Annotated in this window: 20 protein-coding genes; 12 read left to right on the top strand and 8 right to left on the bottom strand. The window is 67.5% G+C overall.

Features of this window, described 5'->3' with window-relative positions; all coding sequences use genetic code 11:
- Positions 1-66 precede the first annotated feature (66 nt).
- Positions 67-903 (bottom strand): alpha/beta fold hydrolase, encoded by an 837-nt coding sequence (locus tag V5F78_RS10985; protein ID WP_394068147.1) that lies wholly within the window; start codon positions 901-903, stop codon positions 67-69.
- Between the two features lie 229 nt (positions 904-1,132).
- Entirely contained in the window at positions 1,133-1,786 is a 654-nt protein-coding gene (locus tag V5F78_RS10990; protein ID WP_394068145.1) for a hydrolase, read from the bottom strand.
- Positions 1,787-1,885: 99 nt separating this feature from the next.
- Here V5F78_RS10990 and V5F78_RS10995 point away from each other — a divergent pair, with 99 nt between their 5' ends.
- Positions 1,886-2,251, top strand: coding sequence for a winged helix-turn-helix transcriptional regulator (locus V5F78_RS10995; RefSeq protein WP_394068143.1), 366 nt, complete (start codon positions 1,886-1,888; stop codon positions 2,249-2,251).
- Between the two features lie 127 nt (positions 2,252-2,378).
- Here the strand turns inward: V5F78_RS10995 and V5F78_RS11000 are convergent, their stop codons facing one another.
- The 6 genes from V5F78_RS11000 to V5F78_RS11025 form a co-directional block, all read right to left on the bottom strand.
- Complete coding sequence (locus V5F78_RS11000) at positions 2,379-3,614, bottom strand: MFS transporter (protein ID WP_394068141.1); 1,236 nt, start codon at positions 3,612-3,614, stop codon at positions 2,379-2,381.
- The gene (locus V5F78_RS11005) at positions 3,611-3,940 is read right to left on the bottom strand and encodes a hypothetical protein (RefSeq protein ID WP_394068140.1); all 330 of its coding nucleotides are present in this window, start codon (positions 3,938-3,940) and stop codon (positions 3,611-3,613) included. Before V5F78_RS11005 ends, V5F78_RS11000 begins: the two co-directional genes overlap by 4 nt.
- On the bottom strand, positions 3,941-4,507 hold the full coding sequence (locus V5F78_RS11010; protein WP_394068138.1) for an isochorismatase family protein: 567 nt from the start codon (positions 4,505-4,507) through the stop codon (positions 3,941-3,943).
- 36 nt (positions 4,508-4,543) lie between these two features.
- Complete coding sequence (locus V5F78_RS11015) at positions 4,544-5,005, bottom strand: MarR family winged helix-turn-helix transcriptional regulator (protein ID WP_394068136.1); 462 nt, start codon at positions 5,003-5,005, stop codon at positions 4,544-4,546.
- A 178-nt stretch (positions 5,006-5,183) separates the two neighbouring features.
- A complete protein-coding gene (locus tag V5F78_RS11020) occupies positions 5,184-5,462 on the bottom strand; it encodes a DUF3175 domain-containing protein (RefSeq protein WP_394068134.1) in 279 nt (92 codons plus the stop codon).
- A gap of 83 nt (positions 5,463-5,545) precedes the next feature.
- Positions 5,546-5,866, bottom strand: coding sequence for a plasmid stabilization protein (locus V5F78_RS11025; RefSeq protein ID WP_394068132.1), 321 nt, complete (start codon positions 5,864-5,866; stop codon positions 5,546-5,548).
- A gap of 482 nt (positions 5,867-6,348) precedes the next feature.
- On the opposite strand from V5F78_RS11025, the gene V5F78_RS11030 reads away from it, so the two are divergent.
- The 11 genes from V5F78_RS11030 (at position 6,349) to V5F78_RS11080 (ending at position 18,389) form a co-directional block, all read left to right on the top strand.
- A complete protein-coding gene (locus tag V5F78_RS11030; RefSeq protein WP_394068130.1) occupies positions 6,349-8,055 on the top strand; it encodes a methyl-accepting chemotaxis protein in 1,707 nt (568 codons plus the stop codon).
- The gene (locus V5F78_RS11035; RefSeq protein WP_394068128.1) at positions 8,048-9,589 is read left to right on the top strand and encodes a chemotaxis protein CheW; all 1,542 of its coding nucleotides are present in this window, start codon (positions 8,048-8,050) and stop codon (positions 9,587-9,589) included. Before V5F78_RS11030 ends, V5F78_RS11035 begins: the two co-directional genes overlap by 8 nt.
- A gap of 3 nt (positions 9,590-9,592) precedes the next feature.
- Positions 9,593-10,672, top strand: a complete 1,080-nt coding sequence (gene cheB / locus V5F78_RS11040) for a chemotaxis-specific protein-glutamate methyltransferase CheB (RefSeq protein ID WP_394068511.1) — start codon at positions 9,593-9,595, stop codon at positions 10,670-10,672.
- Positions 10,672-11,289: a HEAT repeat domain-containing protein gene (locus V5F78_RS11045; RefSeq protein ID WP_394068126.1), complete on the top strand. Its 618-nt coding sequence runs from the start codon at positions 10,672-10,674 to the stop codon at positions 11,287-11,289. Before cheB ends, V5F78_RS11045 begins: the two co-directional genes overlap by 1 nt.
- Positions 11,282-12,130 (top strand): CheR family methyltransferase, encoded by an 849-nt coding sequence (locus tag V5F78_RS11050; protein WP_394068124.1) that lies wholly within the window; start codon positions 11,282-11,284, stop codon positions 12,128-12,130. The genes V5F78_RS11045 and V5F78_RS11050 overlap by 8 nt, the downstream gene beginning before the upstream one ends.
- Positions 12,123-12,512: a response regulator gene (locus V5F78_RS11055; RefSeq protein WP_394068123.1), complete on the top strand. Its 390-nt coding sequence runs from the start codon at positions 12,123-12,125 to the stop codon at positions 12,510-12,512. Before V5F78_RS11050 ends, V5F78_RS11055 begins: the two co-directional genes overlap by 8 nt.
- Positions 12,509-14,716, top strand: a complete 2,208-nt coding sequence (locus V5F78_RS11060) for a chemotaxis protein CheA (RefSeq protein ID WP_394068121.1) — start codon at positions 12,509-12,511, stop codon at positions 14,714-14,716. The genes V5F78_RS11055 and V5F78_RS11060 overlap by 4 nt, the downstream gene beginning before the upstream one ends.
- The gene (locus V5F78_RS11065) at positions 14,713-14,961 is read left to right on the top strand and encodes a hypothetical protein (RefSeq protein ID WP_394068119.1); all 249 of its coding nucleotides are present in this window, start codon (positions 14,713-14,715) and stop codon (positions 14,959-14,961) included. The genes V5F78_RS11060 and V5F78_RS11065 overlap by 4 nt, the downstream gene beginning before the upstream one ends.
- Positions 14,962-15,041: 80 nt before the next feature.
- The gene (locus V5F78_RS11070; RefSeq protein ID WP_394068118.1) at positions 15,042-15,425 is read left to right on the top strand and encodes a response regulator transcription factor; all 384 of its coding nucleotides are present in this window, start codon (positions 15,042-15,044) and stop codon (positions 15,423-15,425) included.
- The gene (locus V5F78_RS11075) at positions 15,425-16,063 is read left to right on the top strand and encodes a chemotaxis protein CheX (RefSeq protein WP_394068509.1); all 639 of its coding nucleotides are present in this window, start codon (positions 15,425-15,427) and stop codon (positions 16,061-16,063) included. The genes V5F78_RS11070 and V5F78_RS11075 overlap by 1 nt, the downstream gene beginning before the upstream one ends.
- Before the next feature lie 4 nt (positions 16,064-16,067).
- Positions 16,068-18,389 (top strand): PAS domain-containing hybrid sensor histidine kinase/response regulator family protein, encoded by a 2,322-nt coding sequence (locus V5F78_RS11080; RefSeq protein WP_394068116.1) that lies wholly within the window; start codon positions 16,068-16,070, stop codon positions 18,387-18,389.
- Positions 18,390-18,483 lie beyond the last annotated feature (94 nt).

The following is an 18,483-nucleotide window of genomic DNA, read 5'->3' on the forward strand; positions in this document are numbered from 1 at the left end:
CCGGCGCACGCCCGGCGTGCAGCCGGCGGGAACGCCGCCGGCCGCTAGGAGCAAGTGCCCCGAGGATCAGGCCTTGATGAAGGCGAGCAGGTCGGGGTTGATCACCTCGGCATGGGTGGTGAGCATGCCGTGGGGATAGCCCTCATAGGTCTTGAGCGTGCCGTTCTTCAGCAACTTCACGGACAGAAGCGCGGAATCGGCGATGGGGACGATCTGGTCGTCGTCGCCGTGCAGCACCAGGGTCGGGACGCTGATCGCCTTCAGGTCCTCGGTCTGGTCGGTTTGCGAGAACGCCTTGATGCCCTCGTAATGGGCCTTGGCGGAGCCCATCATGCCTTGACGCCACCAATTGGTGATGACGCCCTGGGAGACGGTCGCGCCGGGCCGGTTGAAGCCGTAGAAGGGACCGGTGGGCAGATCCAGGAAGAACTGCGCCCGGTTGGCGGCGAGCGCGGCGCGCAGGCCGTCGAACACCTCCAGCGGCAGGCCGCCGGGATTGGCCTCGGTCTTCACCATCAAGGGCGGAACGGCGCTGACCAGCACCGCCTTGGCGACGCGGCCGGCCGGCTCGCCGTGCTTGGCGACATAGCGGGCGACCTCGCCGCCGCCGGTGGAATGGCCGATATGGACCGCGTTCTTCAGGTCGAGATGCTCGACGACGGCGAAGGCGTCGGCGGCGTAATGGTCCATGTCGTGGCCTTCGCTCACCTGGGACGAGCGGCCGTGGCCACGCCGGTCGTGGGCGATCACGCGGAAGCCCTGGTTCACGAAGAACAGCATCTGCGCGTCCCAATCGTCGGACGACAGCGGCCAGCCATGGTGGAACATGATCGGCTGGGCGTCCTTGGGACCCCAATCCTTGAAGAAGATATCAACGCCGTCCTTGGTCGTGACGAAGCCCATGGTATCGGTCCTTTCAGGTGTGGACTGGGAATGGACGCGGCCGGCGCATGCGCGGCGGCGCGTGTGGCCGGCGCACCGCAGGAACGGCGACGCCGGCACCAAGCCGCCGGGCATCCCGACGGTCGGGATCGTCCGGCGAGCGGGGCGAGTGTGTGGGCATCTTGTGACTGCTCCATGTCGCTGCTGCCCGCCGGCCCGCGAAATGCGGCATGCCGAGCGCCGCCGCGCCTCAATGCGCCTCGGACGCGCCGAACATGCTCTTTGCGTAGATGATGCCGAGGCCGTAGCCGCCGCCATGCACCTTTGCGATTCCGGTGGTCAGCTCATAGGTCTCGCCGCGCGCCCAGTCGCGCTGGAGCTCCAGCAGATATTGCAGGGCCGTCATGGGCCGCGCGCCGGCCTGGATCATGCGCTGCATGGCGCGCTCGTGCGCCTCGTCGGAAACGTCGCCGCAGGCATCCGCGATCACATAGACCTCGAACCCCTGGTCGATGGCCGAAAGCGCCGGCCCGACGATGCACACCGAGGTCCAGAGCCCGCCGAGCACGATGCGCCCCTTGCCGGCGGCATTCACGGCGGCGGTGATGTTCTTGTCTTCCCAGCTGTTCATGCTGGTGCGATCGATCGGCGTCGCGGTCGGGAACGCGGCCTTGATCTCCTCGAACATGGGCCCGGAGAAGGTCTTCTCCGCCACCGTGGTGAGGATGGTGGAGACATTGAACCCGGCCGCCGCCGCTGCCACCATGGCGGCATTGTTGCGCAGCAGGACCGCGTCGATGGACTTGGTGGCGAACGCCATCTGGGATTGATGGTCGATGAGGATCAGGGTGTGGTCATCGGGCGAAAGCAGTCCCTTGCCCGGAATGGGGGATGCTTGAAGCATGCGGCCACCTTTTGGTTGCACCGGAACTTGGCGATCCAAATTCCGTACCCTATGCGCCACAAATCGGTTGGGAAAAAAAGTAGTAACCGGGAAGATACTATGGATGTAAAGGTCCCTGGCAAGGGCGAAACACTTGACGAGCCGGCGGGCTGCCAACTCGATCATTTATTAAAATTTCTCGCGCAGGAGTGGATGAGTCATATTGTTTGGGCACTCGGCCGCAATACGACCATGCGGTTCGGCGCGCTGCGCCGCGCTCTTCCTGGGCCGATCTCCGCCCGCGTTCTCTCCGGTCGCCTTAAGGACCTGGAATCGCATGGATTCGTCGTCCGCAAGGACATCGGCGCCCTGCCGCTGCATGTCGAATACAGCCTGACGGAGCAAGGCCGCCGGCTCGATGCCTTGCTGAGCCGCAGCGAGACGCCCGCCCAGCATCTGAATTTGATCCAGATCAAAAATTCGTGAGGATCACCGCCCGCCGGACGCTGTGGTGCCCGGCCGGCGCCAGCCCGGAGCACACGAAAGGGGCGCACACGCATTCGCCTGCGCCCGGCGCGAAAGGCCCGGTCCTGAGGCTTTCCGTGCGCCGACCTCAAAGTCCGGAAGGGGCAGCCCGGCGGGAGGATCGGATCAGGAAGACAGCCGCCACCGCAGCCGCCGCGAAGCCGGAGGCCGCGCCCACGCCCATGGACCAGCGCGGACCGAAGGTGTCGGCCACCCACCCGACCAAGGGCGCGCCGAGCGGCGTACAGCCCAAGGCGATGGCGATGCGCAGGGCCATGACCCGCCCGCGCATGGAAGGCTCTGTCGTCAGCTGCATCAGGCCGTTGGTGGCGTTCGCGAAGGTCAGAAGCGCCGCGCCGGCCAGCGGCAAAGCGGCGGCAAACAGCCAATAGCCCGGCGCCATGGCCGCGAGCCCGCAGCCGAGGCCGAACACAGCGGCCCCGCCCAGCAGCGTGCGGAACCCGATCTCGCGGCGCGCCGCCGCCACCAGCGCGCCGGTCAACGCGCCCACGGCCATGATCGAAGACAGAAGGCCGAAGCCGCGTGCGTCCACATGGAAGACCATCACCGCCATGGTCGAGGTGAAGATCGGGAAGTTCATGCCGAAGGTTCCGATCAGGAACAGCATCAGCAGGATCATCCGCAGATCCGGCCGGCCGCGCACATAGCGAATTCCTTCCACGAAGCTGCCCTTCGCCCGGTGGGCCCTCGCGTTGGGCCGCAACTCGTGCACGCGCAGGAGGAGCAGCGCGGCCAGCACCGCCCCGAACGAGGCCCCGTCGATCACAAACGCCCAGCCCGTGCCGATCCCCGCGATCGTCAGGCCAGCGATCGCCGGGCCGAACATCTGCGCGCTGGTGAACAAGGTCGAATTGAGCGCGACCGCGTTCGGGAGATCCGCATCGCCGACCAGTTCCGCCACGAAGGTCTGGCGCACCGGCGCATCGAACGCCGCCGCGCAGCCGGAGAGGAAGGCGAAGACATAGACATGCCAGAGCGCGACGGCGCCCGAGAGGGTCAGCATTCCAAGCCCGAGGCCCAGCACGCCCATGCTCGCCTGGGTCGCCATCAGCAGCCGGCGCTGGTTGAAATGGTCGGCGGCGGAGCCCGTCCAAGGCAGAAGCAGAAGTTGCGGGCCGAACTGGAGCGCCATGACCAGGCCGACCGCCGCAGCGCTATGGGCCGTGAGATAGGTCAGCACGAGCCAGTCCTGCGCCGTGCGCTGCATCGCTGTGCCGATGTTGGAGAGCAGCGCGCCCGCGGCCCAGAGCCGGTAGTTATGGTTCCGGAGCGACCGGAATGGGCCGCTGCCCGGTAACCTCAAGGCCGCTCCGGCGCATTGCCGCCGTGGAAGCGGCCGAAGTGCCGCGCGGCAAACACGGAGATCAGGAAGGCCCCGGCACCGGATGCGATGATGTCGGCGATGTCGCGCGGCTCGAGTGCGCCGACACGGCAGAGAAGCGCATAGGCCACCGCGAGATTAAAGAAGCCCCACAGGACATTGACGGTCGAGGATGACAGGCCCTGTCCCGGCGGCTTGGCAAAAGGCGTCTGGAACGAGCGGCCCATCATGCCGGCGACGAGATGGGGAACGGCATTCGCCAGAAATGCACCGCCGAAAAACAGAGGAAGAAGATGGGGCCAGGCCATTCAGGCGCTCCGTTTGGCGAGCAGGTCGATGATGTCCTGGGTGGTCCCGGTCTCGCCCAGCCGCGGGAAGACGTGCCGCAGGCTGAAGTCGTGGGCCTCGGGGCGCGCGTCGGTCATGGCGTCGATGGCGAGGGTGACGTTGAAGCCGGCCTCATAGGCTTGGCGTGCGGTTGATTCCACGCCAGTGCCCGTGGCAACGCCCGCGATCACAACCTGCGTGACGCCGCGCGCCCTCAGCCGCGCTTCGAGGTCGGTACGGGCGAAGGCGCCCCAGGTCCGCTTGGTGACGACCATGTCGTCCGGCTGCTGGCCGAGCTCGGGCAGGAAATCGGTGAAGCCCGGCGGCAGCACCTCCGGCAGGCGTCGCGCCTGTTCGGTGCGGCCCGGCGCGACGCCCGACACATTGATGAGAACGACGGGCAGCCGGTGACGTCGGAACGCGTCGATCAGCGCCCCTGCCCGCTCCGCCACCTCGTGCATGGAATGAAGGAAGGCGTTGCCGAGGAGGCCTTTTTGAAGATCGACCACGAGCACGGCGGTGTTCGGGTCAAGCGTGGTCAGTGCCATGGATCATGCCTTTCGGGTGGGCCGGCGCGAACACCGTCAGTCGTCGATGAGCCGCTGGACCAGCTTGATTGCGGCGGCGAGGTCGTCCTGCTCCTGCGGCGTCAGGCGCGCCGCGATGGTGCGCGACAGCCAATCCTGGCGCGCCGCGCGGCCGTCGCGGATCCGCGTGCGGCACGCGTCGGTCAGGGAAAGAAGCGTCTGGCGCCCGTCATTCGGGTCCTGGGCGCCGCGCACCAACCCTGCGGCCTCCAGCGCCGCGACCACCGCCGCCATGGACTGCGGACGCATCCCCTCCGACCGCGCGAGGCTTGAGGTGGTGGCGGCGCCGTCCGCCTCAAGGCGCAGAATCACCGATACCTGCGAGGGTGTCAGATCTCCCATATCCGCCTGCGCGCGCAGGCGCCGCTTCAGCTTGCCGAAGGTGGCCCGCAGCTCGGTCGCAAGCCCGGCGGCGCGGACGGGGCCTTGATCGTGTGGATCTTCCATGCGTTCGAGCATGTCACATATACAGGTAAACTGTAAAGCCTATCTGTACAGTTAAGCTGTCTATGACGCTGGGCCACGGCCCGCCTCGGCCGCACCCGCCTTCCCGGCAAGCTCCACCTATGGCGCACCATTCAGCGCCTTGAGCTTTACGGCGTCGCGCCCGCGCGATCTTCCCGCGATGCCGTCAGGTTCAGCGGCCGAATTCGTGCCGGAGCGCGTCCTTTGCGGCTTCGAGCACTTTCTTCTGCGACCGAGGCAGGTTTTTCCCGGCCCTGTTGATGTAGAAAGTCAGCATCGACATGGCGGAGCGGAACGGCGAGGATTTTCGCCGCTGGCTTGTTTCCGCCGCGTGCTTCAGGGATTTTGCGATCGCGTGCGGATCATGGGATTCAAACAGATCCCGCTTGAGGTCCAGGGCATCGCTATGCTTGGTGACCGCGGCGGACCATTTGTGCTTTTCTTGGGACATAGCTCAACCTCGCTATCGGCAGGGATGCCTTTTCACGAACAGTCACGAATGCCGAGCGTGGCGGCCGCGCCTGCGGCCGCTACTCAGGCGTGGGGGTGGTGCTCGGCGTTCCGCTTTCGGGTCGCCGCCGCCTTCTTTGCCGAAGCGGACCGGTCGGCCGCAGAACGGGACGCCGCCGCCTTGCCGCCCTTTTCACCGCCCTTGTGAGCCGCGGGATGGCCGGTGTGGGTGCCGCGCCCGGATCCTCCTGGCTTGTTGCCGCCGCCGTCGTCCTTGTTCACGGTCGCCCAGGCGCGGCGCTCGGCTTCCTGCTCGGAAACGCCGCGCTTTTCATAGCCTTCCGCAATATGATCGGCCTTGCGCTCCTGTTTATCGGTATATTTCGATTTGTCGCCGCGGGGCATGGCCCTCTCCTCTTCCTGTTGAGGCTGCCCGCCCGCGACAGGCTACGAAGCCAGTGCCGCGAGCGTCAGAAAGAGAACGCACAAAACGAAAAATGGCTCCCCTGCCACCGCGAGCCCAAGGCCGATCGGTCCGCCAAGCCAGGGCGTGACCACACGGCCCCCGAGCGAGCCGGCCGGAATGTGGGCGAGGCCCGTGATCTTTGTGCGCGGCGATCCGTCCGTGCTAGACAAGGCACTTAGCTTCAAGGTTTTTTCTAAGGCGAGCGCAGATGGCCCTGGTGAAAAGCTCAAAAATCGCCACACGGGCGCGAAACGCTCCGTCAGAAACAAAGCCCCCCTCCTCCCCGGCTGCCGCGCAGCGGCGAAAAAGCCCCGCGAAATCCACACACGACAAGCTATCCGAGCGCCTCGCAGCGGCGACCGAACAGCTCGCGAGCGGGCTCGGCGAAGCATCGGCGGCGGCGGAAGAGCTGCGGCGGGCCATGGAGCAGACCGCGAGTGGCGCCGAGGAAGCCGCCGGCGCGTCGCAGGAACAGCTCGCAGCCATTCTCCAGATGTCGCGCAGCTTCGGCATGGCCCGGACCCATGCCGAATCCTCCCGGCGCAAAACCGAGACCGTGCAGGAGGCGCTCTCCGAGGCGACGGTCCAGATCACCACCGTCGCCCGGGCCATCGACCGCAATGCGGAGCGCCAGGGCGCCTCCGTCGCCGTGATCGCCGCGCTGGAGCAGCGGGCGCAGGCCATGGGCGTGATCAGCCAAACGGTCAGCGGCCTGTCCGACCAGACCAACATGCTGGCCTTGAACGCCGCCATCGAGGCGGCGCGGGCGGGTGACCATGGACGCGGCTTCGCCGTTGTTGCCGAGGAGGTCCGCGCCCTGGCCGAACAGTCGGACCTCAGCGCGCAGGAGGTGCGAACGCTCGCCGACCAGATCGGCGTCGACGTGCGGAGCGTCGCGGCCTCGGTCCAGGCGTCGGCACAGACGGCGGCCGAGGAAGCCAAGGCGGGACTGCTGATCGTCGAGACCCTCGACGCCATTCATTTGGACATGAACCGCATCGCCCAGGGCAGCGAAGAGACGCTGACCGCCGCCGTGGAGGCCGAGCAATCGGCGATTGAGGCCCAGCGGGGGGCCGAACAGGTCGCATCGGCGGCCGAGCAGCAGTCCGCCGCCGCCGCGCAGGCACAGCAGGCGGTGCTCCAGCAGGCGCAGGCGCTCGACCAGGGGCAGACCGCCGCGCAAATCCTCGCCACCTTGACCGATGCCGTGCGCTCGGGAGGCGCGGACGATGCGGCGGCCGAGCAGATCGGCGCGACGGCGGAAGAGCTTTCGGCGACGATCCAGGAACTCTCAAGCGCCGCCAGCCAGATCATGGTCGCGGTCGAGCAGATCAGCCGCGGGTCCGAGCAGCAGTCCGCCGCCACCCAGCAGACCTCCGCCGCGCTGGAGCAGATCGTCACCAGCGCCAAGCTGGCCCAGCAGAACGCCATCGTCGCGAGCGACCGCATGCAGCTCATGACCACGGCCTTGCAGGACAGCCGCAGCTCCATCGAAAATCTTTCGCGCGGAATGACCATCGCGCTGGAAACGGCACGCGATAATCTGGCCGCCATTCTGCGCATCGAGGCTGTGGGCCGCACCATCGAGAAGACCGTCGACGCGGTGACGCTGATCGCCGTTCAGACCACCATGCTGGCGGTCAGCGGCGCCGTGGAGGCGGCTCGCGCCGGAGAGTTCGGACGCGGTTTCGCGGTGGTTTCCAAGGACATCCGCGCCCTCGCCCAGGAAGCCTCGGAGAGCATGGGGAATGTCAAGGACACGGTCCGGGACATTCTCGATCAGGTGAATGCCCTCAAGCGCGACCTCGAGCGCTATCTGACATCCGCCGAGGCGCAATTGCAGAACAACAGCGCGATCTTCTCCGTGCTGGAGAAGCTGGACGCGGACATCGCCGCCCTGCGCGCAGCCGGCACGCAGATCCTGCAAGGCGCCAGCGATATCCTTTCCGCCGTCGAGCAGACCGCGGCCGGGGCGCGCGAAATCTCCGCCGCCGCCGAAGAAGCGGGCGCCGCCTCCCGCCAGGCGGCCACCGCCGCGACGGAACAGGCCAAGGGCGCGGAAGACCTCGCGGCAGCGATCGAGGAAATCGCCTCGCTCGCCGATGAGCTGAAGGCGCAAAATGGCTGATCGGATGCAGCCAGCCTCGGAGCCGGGAGGCGGCCGGCGCCGCTTCCTGACGTTCCGCTCGGGCGGCGATCTCTATGCCTTGCCGGTGGAGATGGTGAGCGAGATCATCTCGGTCCCACAGCTCGCGCGTGTCCCCATGGCACCCAAGAGCCTGCTCGGCATCGGCAATCTGCGCGGCACCGCGATGCCGGTCGCGAGCCTGCGCGGGCTCCTGGAGCGGGAGGCGGGCCATGCCCCGCCGTCCAGCATCGCGATCGTGCTCCACGGCGCCGCGCCGGTCGCGCTCACGGTGGACAGGGTCGAGGCCCTTGTCATGGTGGAGGTGGACGGCATCGAGACCCGGCAGGCGGAGCTCGCTGCCGCGCCGGGAGAGCGCCTGCACGGCGCCTTTCCCTATGCTGCCGGCGGTGACGGTGCCGTCGCCAAGATCCTCGATGTCGCCGGATTGATCGCGAGCACCTTCGCACAAAGGCCCTCGGCGCGCGGCCCGGACCGCGCGCGCTCCCGCGCCGAGCCGGACCTGCAACACGCCCGGGAGGGCGGAGAAGGCACAGCGCAGCGCGGACGAATGGTGACGTTCGAGGTGGCGGGGCAGGACTATGCCCTCGCGCTGGAGGATGCGCGGGAGGTCGTGCCGGTGCCGCAGCGGTTCGCCCTCATGCCCAGGGCCGAGGCCCAGGTTCTTGGCATGATGTCCTATCGCGACACCCTGCTGCCCCTGTTCTCCCTGCGGGGCCTCCTCGGCCTGCCGGAGGGCGAGCGAGACGGCCGGGAGAAGGTTGTCGTGACAAGCGTGCACGGCGCGCTGGTCGGGCTGATGGTGGATCGCATCCGCTCCGTCCTGCCCGTCGACCCGGACCTCTTGGAGCCCGTCCCCGCCGTGCTCGCGGCCCGCACCGGGGGCGAGACGCGGATCAGATCCATCTACCGGGCGGACGCGGGCCGCAGGCTGATCTCGGTGCTCGCGCCCGAGCAATTGTTCAAGGAGGACATCATGCAGCGTCTGGCGGCGGGATATGCCGCGTCCGCGCCTGGCGCCGAGGCCGGAGCCGAAGACGAAAAGGCACTGCATTATCTGGTCTTCCGACTTGGAGAGAACGAATTCGGCCTTCCCGTCGAGGCCGTCGACGAGGTGGCCGCGGTGCCGGCGCGCCTCACGCGCGTCCCCAAGACGCCGGCCTTCCTGGAGGGGGTGGTGAACCTGCGCGGCGAGGTTCTGCCGGTGGTGGATCAGCGCCGCCGGTTCGGGATGCCGCCGCTTGAGACCGGCGCCACGCGCCGGCTGGTGGTGACCCGAACCGCGCGCCACCGCGCCGGCCTCATCGTCGATGCCGTTTCCCAGGTGCTGCGCACGTCGCAAGACCGCATCGAGCCGGCGCCGGACCTCGCCGGCGAGGAGACCCGCCTGGTCCATGGCGTCGTCAACCTGCCGCAGGATGGGCGCATGGTGCTGCTGCTTGATCCGCAGGAACTTCTCACTCGCACCGAGCAGGGCCTGCTGGACACATTCGCCCGCCGGCAAGGGGCGCGTTGATTGGTGATCAAGATCCTGGTGGTCGATGATTCAGCCTTGATGCGCAAGCTGCTCGGCCAGGTGCTGGCGGCCGAGCCCGACTTCGAGGTCCGCTTCGCGCGCAACGGCGTCGAGGCCCTGGATCAATTGGCCGGCTTTGAGCCCGACGTCGTCACCCTCGACATCCATATGCCGCAGATGGACGGGCTGGCCTGCCTCGACCGCATCATGCTGGAGCGCCCGTGCCCCGTGGTGATGGTGTCCTCGCTGACCGCGGCCGGCGCGGATGCCACGTTGGAGGCGCTTCGCCTCGGCGCCGTGGACTTCGTCGCCAAGCCAACGGGCGCGGTCTCGCTGCATATCGAGACCCTGGCCGCCGAACTCATCGCGAAAGTGCGCGGAGCGGCCCGGGCGAAGCTGAAGGCGAGCCTGCGCCTGACGGAGCGCGTGCGCCATCGCATCGGCGCCCGCGCCGCCGCGAGTCCGAAGCCGAAGGCATCGCCGCAGCAAGCCCGCCTTCCGCGGGCATCCGGGGACGGGCTCGTGCTGGTGGGCACGTCCACCGGCGGGCCGCCGGCGCTTGAAGCCCTGCTGACCGCCCTGCCCGCCGGCTTCTCCTGGCCGGTCCTGGTGGCCCAGCATATGCCCGCGACGTTCACCGGGCCGCTCGCGCGGCGCCTCGATCATCTGTGCGCCGTGACGGTCCAGGAAGTGGCCCAGCCGACCCTCCTGCGCCCGGGCCACGTCTATATCGGTCGGGGGGACGCGGACCTCATCGTCGCGCGGCGGGCGTCGGGCCTCGTGGCGATGGCGGCGCCATCGCAGGCAGGATATCCTTGGCACCCGAGCACCGACCGCCTCGTGCGCAGCGCGATGGACCATCTGCCCGCGCCCCAGCTGATAGGCATCCTGATGACCGGAATGGGGAATGATGGCGCCGAGGCGATGGCGCTGATGCACAGCCAGGGCGGGCGCACGATCGCCGAAGCCGAGGAGACGGCGGTCGTCTGGGGCATGCCGGGCGAGCTGGTCCGAAGGGATGGCGCCGATTTCGTCGTGCCCCTCCCCGCCATTGCCGGCTGCCTGCTCGGATTGGCGCCCTGATGCCCCTGATCCGCACCACCTCCTCCATGCCGCCCGATGCCCCGGCCTCTTCGCCGGCCGGCCTGACGAGCGGCTCAAGCGAGGACCGCTGGGCGGCCGCGCGCGCGGCCGGCGGCTCGGCGCGCAATGTCGCCGCACTTCGCGCCGCGCTCGCGCAGGAGCAGGACCCGCGGGTCCGCGAAGCGATCTTCACCAGCCTCGCCCTGATCAACACCGATGACAGCATCGAAGCCGTCCTTCCGCATGTGCGGTCCGACGATGCCCGGCTGCGGACCGGCGCGCTCGATGCGCTGCGCGCCATGCCGGAGCGCACCGCCCGCCATCTGCCGGCACTGCTCGCGGACGCGGATAGCGACGTGCGCGTGCTCGCCTGCGACCTCTGCCGCGCGCTTCCCCTCGCCGCGTTGCACGAACTGCTCGGCGCGCTGCTGGCGCGGGAAACCGAGCCCAATGTGTGCGCCGCGGCCGTGGATGTGCTCGCCGATTGCGGGGGACAGGAGATCCTCCCGGCGCTTTCGCACTGTGCGCTGCGGTTCGGCGGCGACCCGTTCCTGACCTTCTCGATCAAGATCGCCAAAGAGCGCATCGCCGCGCAAAGACCCGACCGTCGTGAATGACGCGGGCGAGACCGACGAGGAGTTCCGCAGGCTCTGCGACTTCCTCTACCGGCGCACCGGAATGCTGTTCTCCGACAGCAAGCGCTATTTCGTGCAGCGGCGGATCGCCGACCGCATGGCCGCGACGCGCTCCACCTCTTTCGCGAGCTATTTTGCCCGGCTGCGCAGCGACGTGGACGGCGAGATCGAGCTTTTCATCAACGCCTTCACGGTCAATGAGACCTATTTCTATCGTGAGGATCACCAGTTCCGCTGCCTGTCCAACGACCTCTTGGAGCGGCGGCTGAAAGGCAAGCTGCCCGGGGCGCCCATCCGCATCTGGTCGGCGCCCTGCGCCACCGGCGAGGAGCCCTATTCGATCGCCATCTGGCTGCTGGAGAACTGGCCGCAGGTGGACGCCCATGATGTGGAGATCATCGGCTCCGATATCGACACCGCCGTGCTCGAGGCCGCCCGGGAGGGGCGGTATGGCCGCCGTGCCCTGATGCGGCTGTCGGGCGATCTGGTGGAGAAGTATTTCATCCAGACCGGGCCGGAGAGCTGGCGCATCATAGATGAGCTTCGCGACTCCGTTCGCTTTTCACCGGTCAACCTGTCCGTGCCCGGCGCGACCAAGGGCCATGGCGTGTTCGACGTGATCTTTTGCCGGAATGTGCTGATCTATTTCGATCCCGCCTCGCGCCGCGTGGCGGCGGAAAATCTGTTCGAGAACCTCGCCCCCGGCGGGTATCTCTGCCTCGGACATACGGAATCCATGAGCCGCATATCCCCCTTGTTCGAGGTGCGCCGATATGCCGATGCCATCGTCTATCAGAAGCCCGGAGGACGCGCCGATGGCTGAGGATGCAAGGAAACGGGTTCTCGTGGTGGATGATGCCGGCCTCGTGCGGCTCTATTATCGCGAGGCGCTCGAAAGCGCCGGATATGAGGTCGACGAGGCGCTGAACGGCCTCGAGGCACTGGAAAAGCTGTTGCTGCAACCCGCCGACCTTGTGGTGGTCGATGTGAACATGCCGCAGATGGATGGCTTCACCTTCCTGAAAGCCCTGCGCCGGCAAGCCCCGCCGCTGTGCGCCCTGCCCGCTTTGGTAACCAGCACCGAGGCCGAGCCGCAGGATTTCGCCGCCGCGCAGGCGGCCGGGGCGAATTTCTATCTGGTGAAGCCGGTGAGCCAATCGGTCCTGGTGGACCATGTCGCCCTCATGTGTGGAGCGGGCGCGTGAATGAACTGCTGCAGCAATTCCTGATCGAGGCGCGCGAATTGGTGGCGCAGGCCACCGAGGATCTGCTCGCGCTCGAACGCTCCCCAGGCGATGCGGCCCGCCTCGACAGCGCCTTTCGTGCCATCCACACGCTCAAGGGCGGGGCCGGCATCGTGGATTTCGACGCCATGGCGCGGGCGCTGCACACGGCGGAAGACGCGCTGTCCCACGCGCGCGCCGAAACCCAGCCGATCACCTCGGCGCAGATCGGCGACTATCTCTCCTGCCTCGACCAGGTGGTGCAGTGGCTTGATCATATCGAGGCAAACGGCGCGCCACCGGCCGACGCCGAGACGGGCGCGGATGCCATCGCGCGGCGCTTCCTCAAGGCGCCGGCCCTAGACACAACGCCCGCGGCGGCGGGTTCTGCGGACCGATGGGTGGACGCGCTGGTGGGAGCGGCGGGCGCCGAGGGCGCAGCCGCGCGCACCGCCCTGCGCTATCGGCCCGATCCGGACTGCTTCTTCCGCGGCGAGGACCCGCTGAGGCGTATGGAGGCCTTGCCGGGCCTGCTGGCCCTTCGCCTGGAACCGGCCGAACCCTGGCCCGTCCCGGAGGAGCTTGACCCCTTCTCGTGCCGCCTGGTCTTCCTGGCCCTGCTGTCCGAGCCGCCCGAGGCGGTGGCCGGCCTGTTCGAAGCCGTGCACGATCAGGTGGACCTCATTGCGATCGGCGGCGCGGGGGCGGAACGGCCCGGCGCGTCCTCCCTGCCTCCCACGGCAATAGCCCTGCTGGAAGCACAAGTTCGATTGCTGGCCGAGCCGGACGGCGAAGGCGCCTCCGGGCGGCTTTCGTCGGCCGGCCGGGTTGCGGTGAATGTGCTGCGGCACATCGGCGAGGCCGCCCTGGCGCAGAATGTGGCGCGCGCGCTCGACGCGAGCGAGCGGGCCGCTGATCCCGCCCTCCTTGCCGCCGCCATCCACCTGGCGCTGGCCGGCCCCGCCGTTCCCGAGACTGCGGAGGAAGCGGGCACGCCGGGCGCGCAGGACGGCTCCGCGCGCACCTTGCGGATTGACGTGGAGCGCATCAATGCCCTGGTCAAGCTGACCGGCGAGCTGACCATTGCGAAGAATGCGGTCGGGCACCTCTCGCGGCTCGCCCAGAAAGGCGCGGACCTTGCGACCCTCGCGGCGGGGCTCAAGGACCAGCACGCGCTGCTGGAACGGCTGATGGATGAACTCCAGGGCGCGGTCCTGCGCCTGCGGGTTCTTCCCCTACGGCAAGTCTTCCAAAGATTTCCCCGCCTGGTGCGCGAGATTTCGGCGGGGCTCGGCAAGTCCGTCCAGCTGGTCACCGAGGGCGACGCCACCGAGGCGGACAAAGCCATCGTCGAGGCCCTGTTCGAGCCGCTGCTCCATGTCATCCGCAACGCGCTCGATCATGGCATCGAGCCGGACGTGCGCCGGATCGCGGCCGGGAAGCCGGAACGGGCCACGGTGCGCCTGCGGGCGGCGCGCCAGGGGGAGCATGTGGTGGTGGAGGTGCAGGACGACGGCGGCGGCATCGACGTCGCCCGCATCCGCGACACCGCTGTCGCGCGCGGCGTCGCCACGCCGGAGGCGGTTGCGGCCTTAAGCGATGCCGAGGCCCTCGACCTGATCTTCCGGCCCGGCTTTTCGACGGCGGAAACCGTGACGGACCTCTCCGGCCGGGGCGTCGGGATGGACGCGGTGCGCGCCTCCCTCGCCCGGCTGGGCGGCCGCGTCGCCGTGGAAACCGTGCCGGGCCAGGGCACGACGGTGCGGTTCACGCTGCCTTTCACCATCATGATCACCCGCGTGATGACCGTGCAGGCGGGCGGGCAGGCGTTCGGCATTCCCATGGACATGGTGGTGGAGACGGTGCGGGTGCCGCGCGCGCGTATCGCCCGCATCGGGGCGGCCGAGGCTTTCGCCCTGCGCGAGCGCACCGTGCCGCTGGTGGCGCTGGCCGGGGTGCTCGGCGAGACCGACGCCGACCGGGCGGCCGACGACGCGAATGTGGTGGTGATCGGCATGGGGACGCAGCTTGGCGGACTTGAGGTCGACAGCCTGGGCGAACGCATCGACGTCATCCTCCAGCCCCTGGATGGCATTCTTTCCGGCATGCGGGGCATTGCCGGGACCACCTTGCTCGGCGATGGCCGCGTCTTGCTGGTGCTGGACGTGCAGGAGATGCTGCGATGAGCGTGAGGATCGTCGATCCCGCACGGATTGTGCTGGAGGGCGCTTGTCCGGCGGAGGACGCGGAGACATTGCTCGGGCATTTGTGCGCGCATCCCGGCGCCCGGGTGGACTGGCGAGGATGCGAAAGCGCGCACGCGGCGGTGGTTCAGGTGCTCCTGGCCACCGGCGTCGTGCTCCACGGCCCACCGGCGGGGCGTTTCCTGCGAAGCTTGGTTGCGCCGGCGCTCAAAAACTCGCAGGAATGATGCATCTTTGTGGACCGCCGCGCGTTAGCATAGAACAAGCCCCAATTTTGATGTCCCATCCCATTTTTGCTGGAGAGTTCATGAGCTTGACCGTCCTCATCGTCGACGACAGCAAATTGGCCCGGATGTCGGTCATAAAGGCGTTGCGCTCGCTTTTTCCCAATTGGTCCCATCTGGAGGCCTCGAACGCCGACGAGGCCCTCACGCAGATGCGGGAACACAAGGTGGATCTGGCCCTGTTAGATTTCAACATGCCGGGCCGGGACGGTCTTGCCTTGGCGGCCGAACTGAAGGCGATGGACGCCAAACTGCCGCTCGCCGTGGTATCGGCCAACCACCAGGAGGAAATCGTCCGCCGTGCGACCGACATCGGTGCCGTTTTTCTCGCAAAACCGCTGACCGAGAAGTTGCTGGCGGGTTTTCTGAGCCAGGTGGTGGAGACCTCGAAGCCGGCGGCAGGATGATGCAAACCACCGCACCGGTCCTCTCCGATCTCGAACTGGACGCCCTCACCGAGCTGGTGAATCTCGGCGTCAGCCGGGCCGCCGTTAGCCTCCGCGAAATGGTCGGAGAGCAAGTGCTACTCTCTGTTCCGAAACTGGCCCTGGTCAGTTCCGCCCGGGCGGTGGAAATCCTGAAGGAGCGTGAGGACCGCAACCTGGTCGCAGTCCATCAGGCGTTCGAAGGCGACATTGCCGGCCGCGCCATGCTGATTTTTCCCGAGACCAAGAGCCTGGAACTGGTGCGCGCCGTGACCGGCGGCGGGCTGCCGCTTGAGGACATCATCGAGCTGGAGCAGGAGGCGTTGGCCGAGACCGGCAACATCATCCTGAACAGTTGCCTCGCCACAATCGCCAACCTGTTGCAACGCAGCCTTAAGATGTCCTTGCCGGAAATCCTGCGCGGACAGGGAACGGATTTTTTTACCCTCAGCCCCATTTCTGAGGCTGATGATGTGGTTATGTTCCTGTATATCGATTTTGCCGTCCGAGAGCGGGACATTCGCGGTTATATTGCTATGCTAATGGACATGCCGTCGCTTGCGACGCTGAAGAGTCTGCTCGGTGAATTTATCGAGCGCACAGTCGGTACACCCAGCTGAAGCCATGCCGCGACAACAGAACACGTTCTGGGCAGATGTTGTGGACGCCCAGGACACCGGCCTCATCGTCGTTGATCCGGCCCAGCGCGTTATTGCATGGAACGATTGGCTCGCAACCGCCAGCGGACTGACCTTGTCCAAGGCCTCCGGCCAGAAGCTCGATGCGCTTTTTCCCGGTCGGCTCGCCCGAGGGCTCTCCTCCGCGATCGCGCAGGCCTTCGAGGCGGGCACCTCGGCTTTCCTGACGCACACGCTTCATCCCCAGCTGTTTCCGTTGAAGACGCGGACCGGAGGCGAGCTGCTCCATAACGTCACCGTTCGCCCGGTCGGCGAGAAGCCCTACACCTGCTGCCTGATCCAGATCGCCGACATCACCACGGCCGTGCATCGCGAGCGCGTGCTGCGCGAGCGCCAGAATGCCCGCTATGACGCGGTGATGAGCAGCGCCTCCGATGCCATCCTGACCCTGGATGTCGACGGGATCATTCAATTCGCCAATCCAGCCGCAGCCAGCAAGCTTGGATATGCGCTCCAGGATCTGCTGAACCGCCCCATCGCCTCGCTGCTCCCGGATGGGGATGCCTGGGCGGCGGCCTGGAACACCGTTCTCGCCCATGGTGCGTTCCACCATCCGCTGGAGGTCGTGGTCCGCCGCAAGGACGGGAGCCCCAGCTATATGGAGGCGTCGGCCTCCCGCTGGCTCAGCGATTCACGCGTGTTCGTCACCGCCATCCTGCGCGACGTCAACGAGCGCCGCGCCGCCGAGGATGCCTTGCGCAACCTCAACCAGACGCTGGAGCGGCGGGTCGCCGAGCGCACGGCGGACCGCGACCGCATGTGGCGCCTGTCGACGGACGTCATGATCGTCACCCAGCTCGACGGCACCATCAACGCGATCAATCCCGCCTGGGGCCCGTTGTTCGGCTGGAGCGAGGAGGTGCTGGTGGGCGCCAACTTCGCGACCTTTGTCGCGGAGGAGGATCGCACCGAGTTCCAGGCCATTCTTCAATCCTTCTCCCAGCTTCACGCGCCCCGCTTGTTCGAGCTGCGGATCCGCACCCGCGACCATGGCTTCCGCTGCGTCGCCTGGAGCGCGGTGGCCGCCGACGGTCTCCTGCAGGCGGTCGGGCGCGACGTGACCGCGGAGCGCGAGGCCGAGCAGGCGTTGAAGGAGGCCGAGGAGGGTCTGCGCCAATCCCAGAAGATGGAGGCCATCGGCCAGCTCACCGGCGGCATTGCGCACGATTTCAACAATCTGTTGACCGGCATCATTGGCGCGATGGACCTCGTCAAGCGGCGGATCAAGGCCGGCCAGTATGGCGACGTGGAGCGCTTCATGGACGCGGCCTCCAGCTCGGCGAGCCGTGCGGCCGCGCTCACGCACCGCCTGCTGGCCTTCGCGCGCCGGCAGCCGCTCGACCCCAAGGCGGTGAACGCGAACGAGCTCATCCTCGGAATGGAGGAATTGCTCAATCGCTCGCTTGGCGAACAGATCCGGCTTCAGGTCGAACTCGCGTCCGATCTGTGGCCCACCCTTTCCGATGCCAACCAGCTTGAGAACGCACTGCTCAACCTGGCGATCAACGCAAGGGACGCCATGCCGGGCGGAGGAAAGCTGGTCATCTCCACCATGAATGCGGTGGTTGCCGAGGCCGAGCAGCATCGGCAGGACGTGCTGGAACCGGGGGAATATACCCTGATCCGCGTGCGGGACACGGGCGTCGGCATGGCGCCGGAGGTGCTCGGCAAGGTGTTCGAGCCCTTCTTCACCACGAAGCCGATCGGCCAGGGCACCGGCCTCGGGCTGTCGATGATCTACGGCTTCGCCAAGCAATCGCGCGGCCATGTGCGCATCGAAAGCACCCCCGGCGCCGGCACCACGGTCAGCCTCTATCTCCCCAGGCACCAAGGCGACTTTGTCGTTGCGGAAGGACGCCCACCGGTCGATACCCCCAAGGGGGCGGGCGAGACGGTTCTGCTGGTCGAGGACGATCCCGGCGTGCGTTTGCTCATCGGCGAGGTGCTGCGCGACCTTGGATATGCATGCATCGAGGCAAGCGACGGCCAGGCGGCGATGCCGATCCTGTCGTCCGATGCCCGCCTCGATCTGATGATCACCGACGTGGGCTTGCCGGGCATCAACGGCCGCCAGCTGGCCGCGATCGCGCGCGAGCATCGCCCGAAGCTGAAGATCCTGTTCGTGACGGGTTATGCCGAGCGCGCCGTCGAGCAGGCGAAATTCCTGGGGCCGGGCATGGAGATGGTTTCCAAGCCCTTCACGCTCGACGCGCTGGCCTCGAAGATCAGCGCGATGATCGCTCATTGAACTGAGAGCGCGCCGCTCGCGCGCGTGTTTCTCTTTGCAAGCGCTGCCAGAACATGCCGTGTGCAAAAGCCGCCCACCGCGCGGGGCGCAAGAC

It is taken from the genome of Roseixanthobacter glucoisosaccharinicivorans (assembly GCF_043195095.2).
GTDB lineage: Bacteria > Pseudomonadota > Alphaproteobacteria > Rhizobiales > Xanthobacteraceae > NCEH01.

Coding starts and splice junctions, on each gene's coding strand:
- V5F78_RS10985 (WP_394068147.1), bottom strand. CDS start 903: ATGGGCTTCGTCACGACCAAGGACGGCGTTGATATCTTCTTCAAGGAT.
- V5F78_RS10990 (WP_394068145.1), bottom strand. CDS start 1,786: ATGCTTCAAGCATCCCCCATTCCGGGCAAGGGACTGCTTTCGCCCGAT.
- V5F78_RS10995 (WP_394068143.1), top strand. CDS start 1,886: ATGGATGTAAAGGTCCCTGGCAAGGGCGAAACACTTGACGAGCCGGCG.
- V5F78_RS11005 (WP_394068140.1), bottom strand. CDS start 3,940: ATGGCCTGGCCCCATCTTCTTCCTCTGTTTTTCGGCGGTGCATTTCTG.
- V5F78_RS11010 (WP_394068138.1), bottom strand. CDS start 4,507: ATGGCACTGACCACGCTTGACCCGAACACCGCCGTGCTCGTGGTCGAT.
- V5F78_RS11015 (WP_394068136.1), bottom strand. CDS start 5,005: ATGCTCGAACGCATGGAAGATCCACACGATCAAGGCCCCGTCCGCGCC.
- V5F78_RS11020 (WP_394068134.1), bottom strand. CDS start 5,462: ATGTCCCAAGAAAAGCACAAATGGTCCGCCGCGGTCACCAAGCATAGC.
- V5F78_RS11025 (WP_394068132.1), bottom strand. CDS start 5,866: ATGCCCCGCGGCGACAAATCGAAATATACCGATAAACAGGAGCGCAAG.
- V5F78_RS11030 (WP_394068130.1), top strand. CDS start 6,349: ATGGAGCAGACCGCGAGTGGCGCCGAGGAAGCCGCCGGCGCGTCGCAG.
- V5F78_RS11035 (WP_394068128.1), top strand. CDS start 8,048: ATGGCTGATCGGATGCAGCCAGCCTCGGAGCCGGGAGGCGGCCGGCGC.
- V5F78_RS11045 (WP_394068126.1), top strand. CDS start 10,672: ATGCCCCTGATCCGCACCACCTCCTCCATGCCGCCCGATGCCCCGGCC.
- V5F78_RS11055 (WP_394068123.1), top strand. CDS start 12,123: ATGGCTGAGGATGCAAGGAAACGGGTTCTCGTGGTGGATGATGCCGGC.
- V5F78_RS11065 (WP_394068119.1), top strand. CDS start 14,713: ATGAGCGTGAGGATCGTCGATCCCGCACGGATTGTGCTGGAGGGCGCT.
- V5F78_RS11070 (WP_394068118.1), top strand. CDS start 15,042: ATGAGCTTGACCGTCCTCATCGTCGACGACAGCAAATTGGCCCGGATG.
- V5F78_RS11075 (WP_394068509.1), top strand. CDS start 15,425: ATGCAAACCACCGCACCGGTCCTCTCCGATCTCGAACTGGACGCCCTC.
- V5F78_RS11080 (WP_394068116.1), top strand. CDS start 16,068: ATGCCGCGACAACAGAACACGTTCTGGGCAGATGTTGTGGACGCCCAG.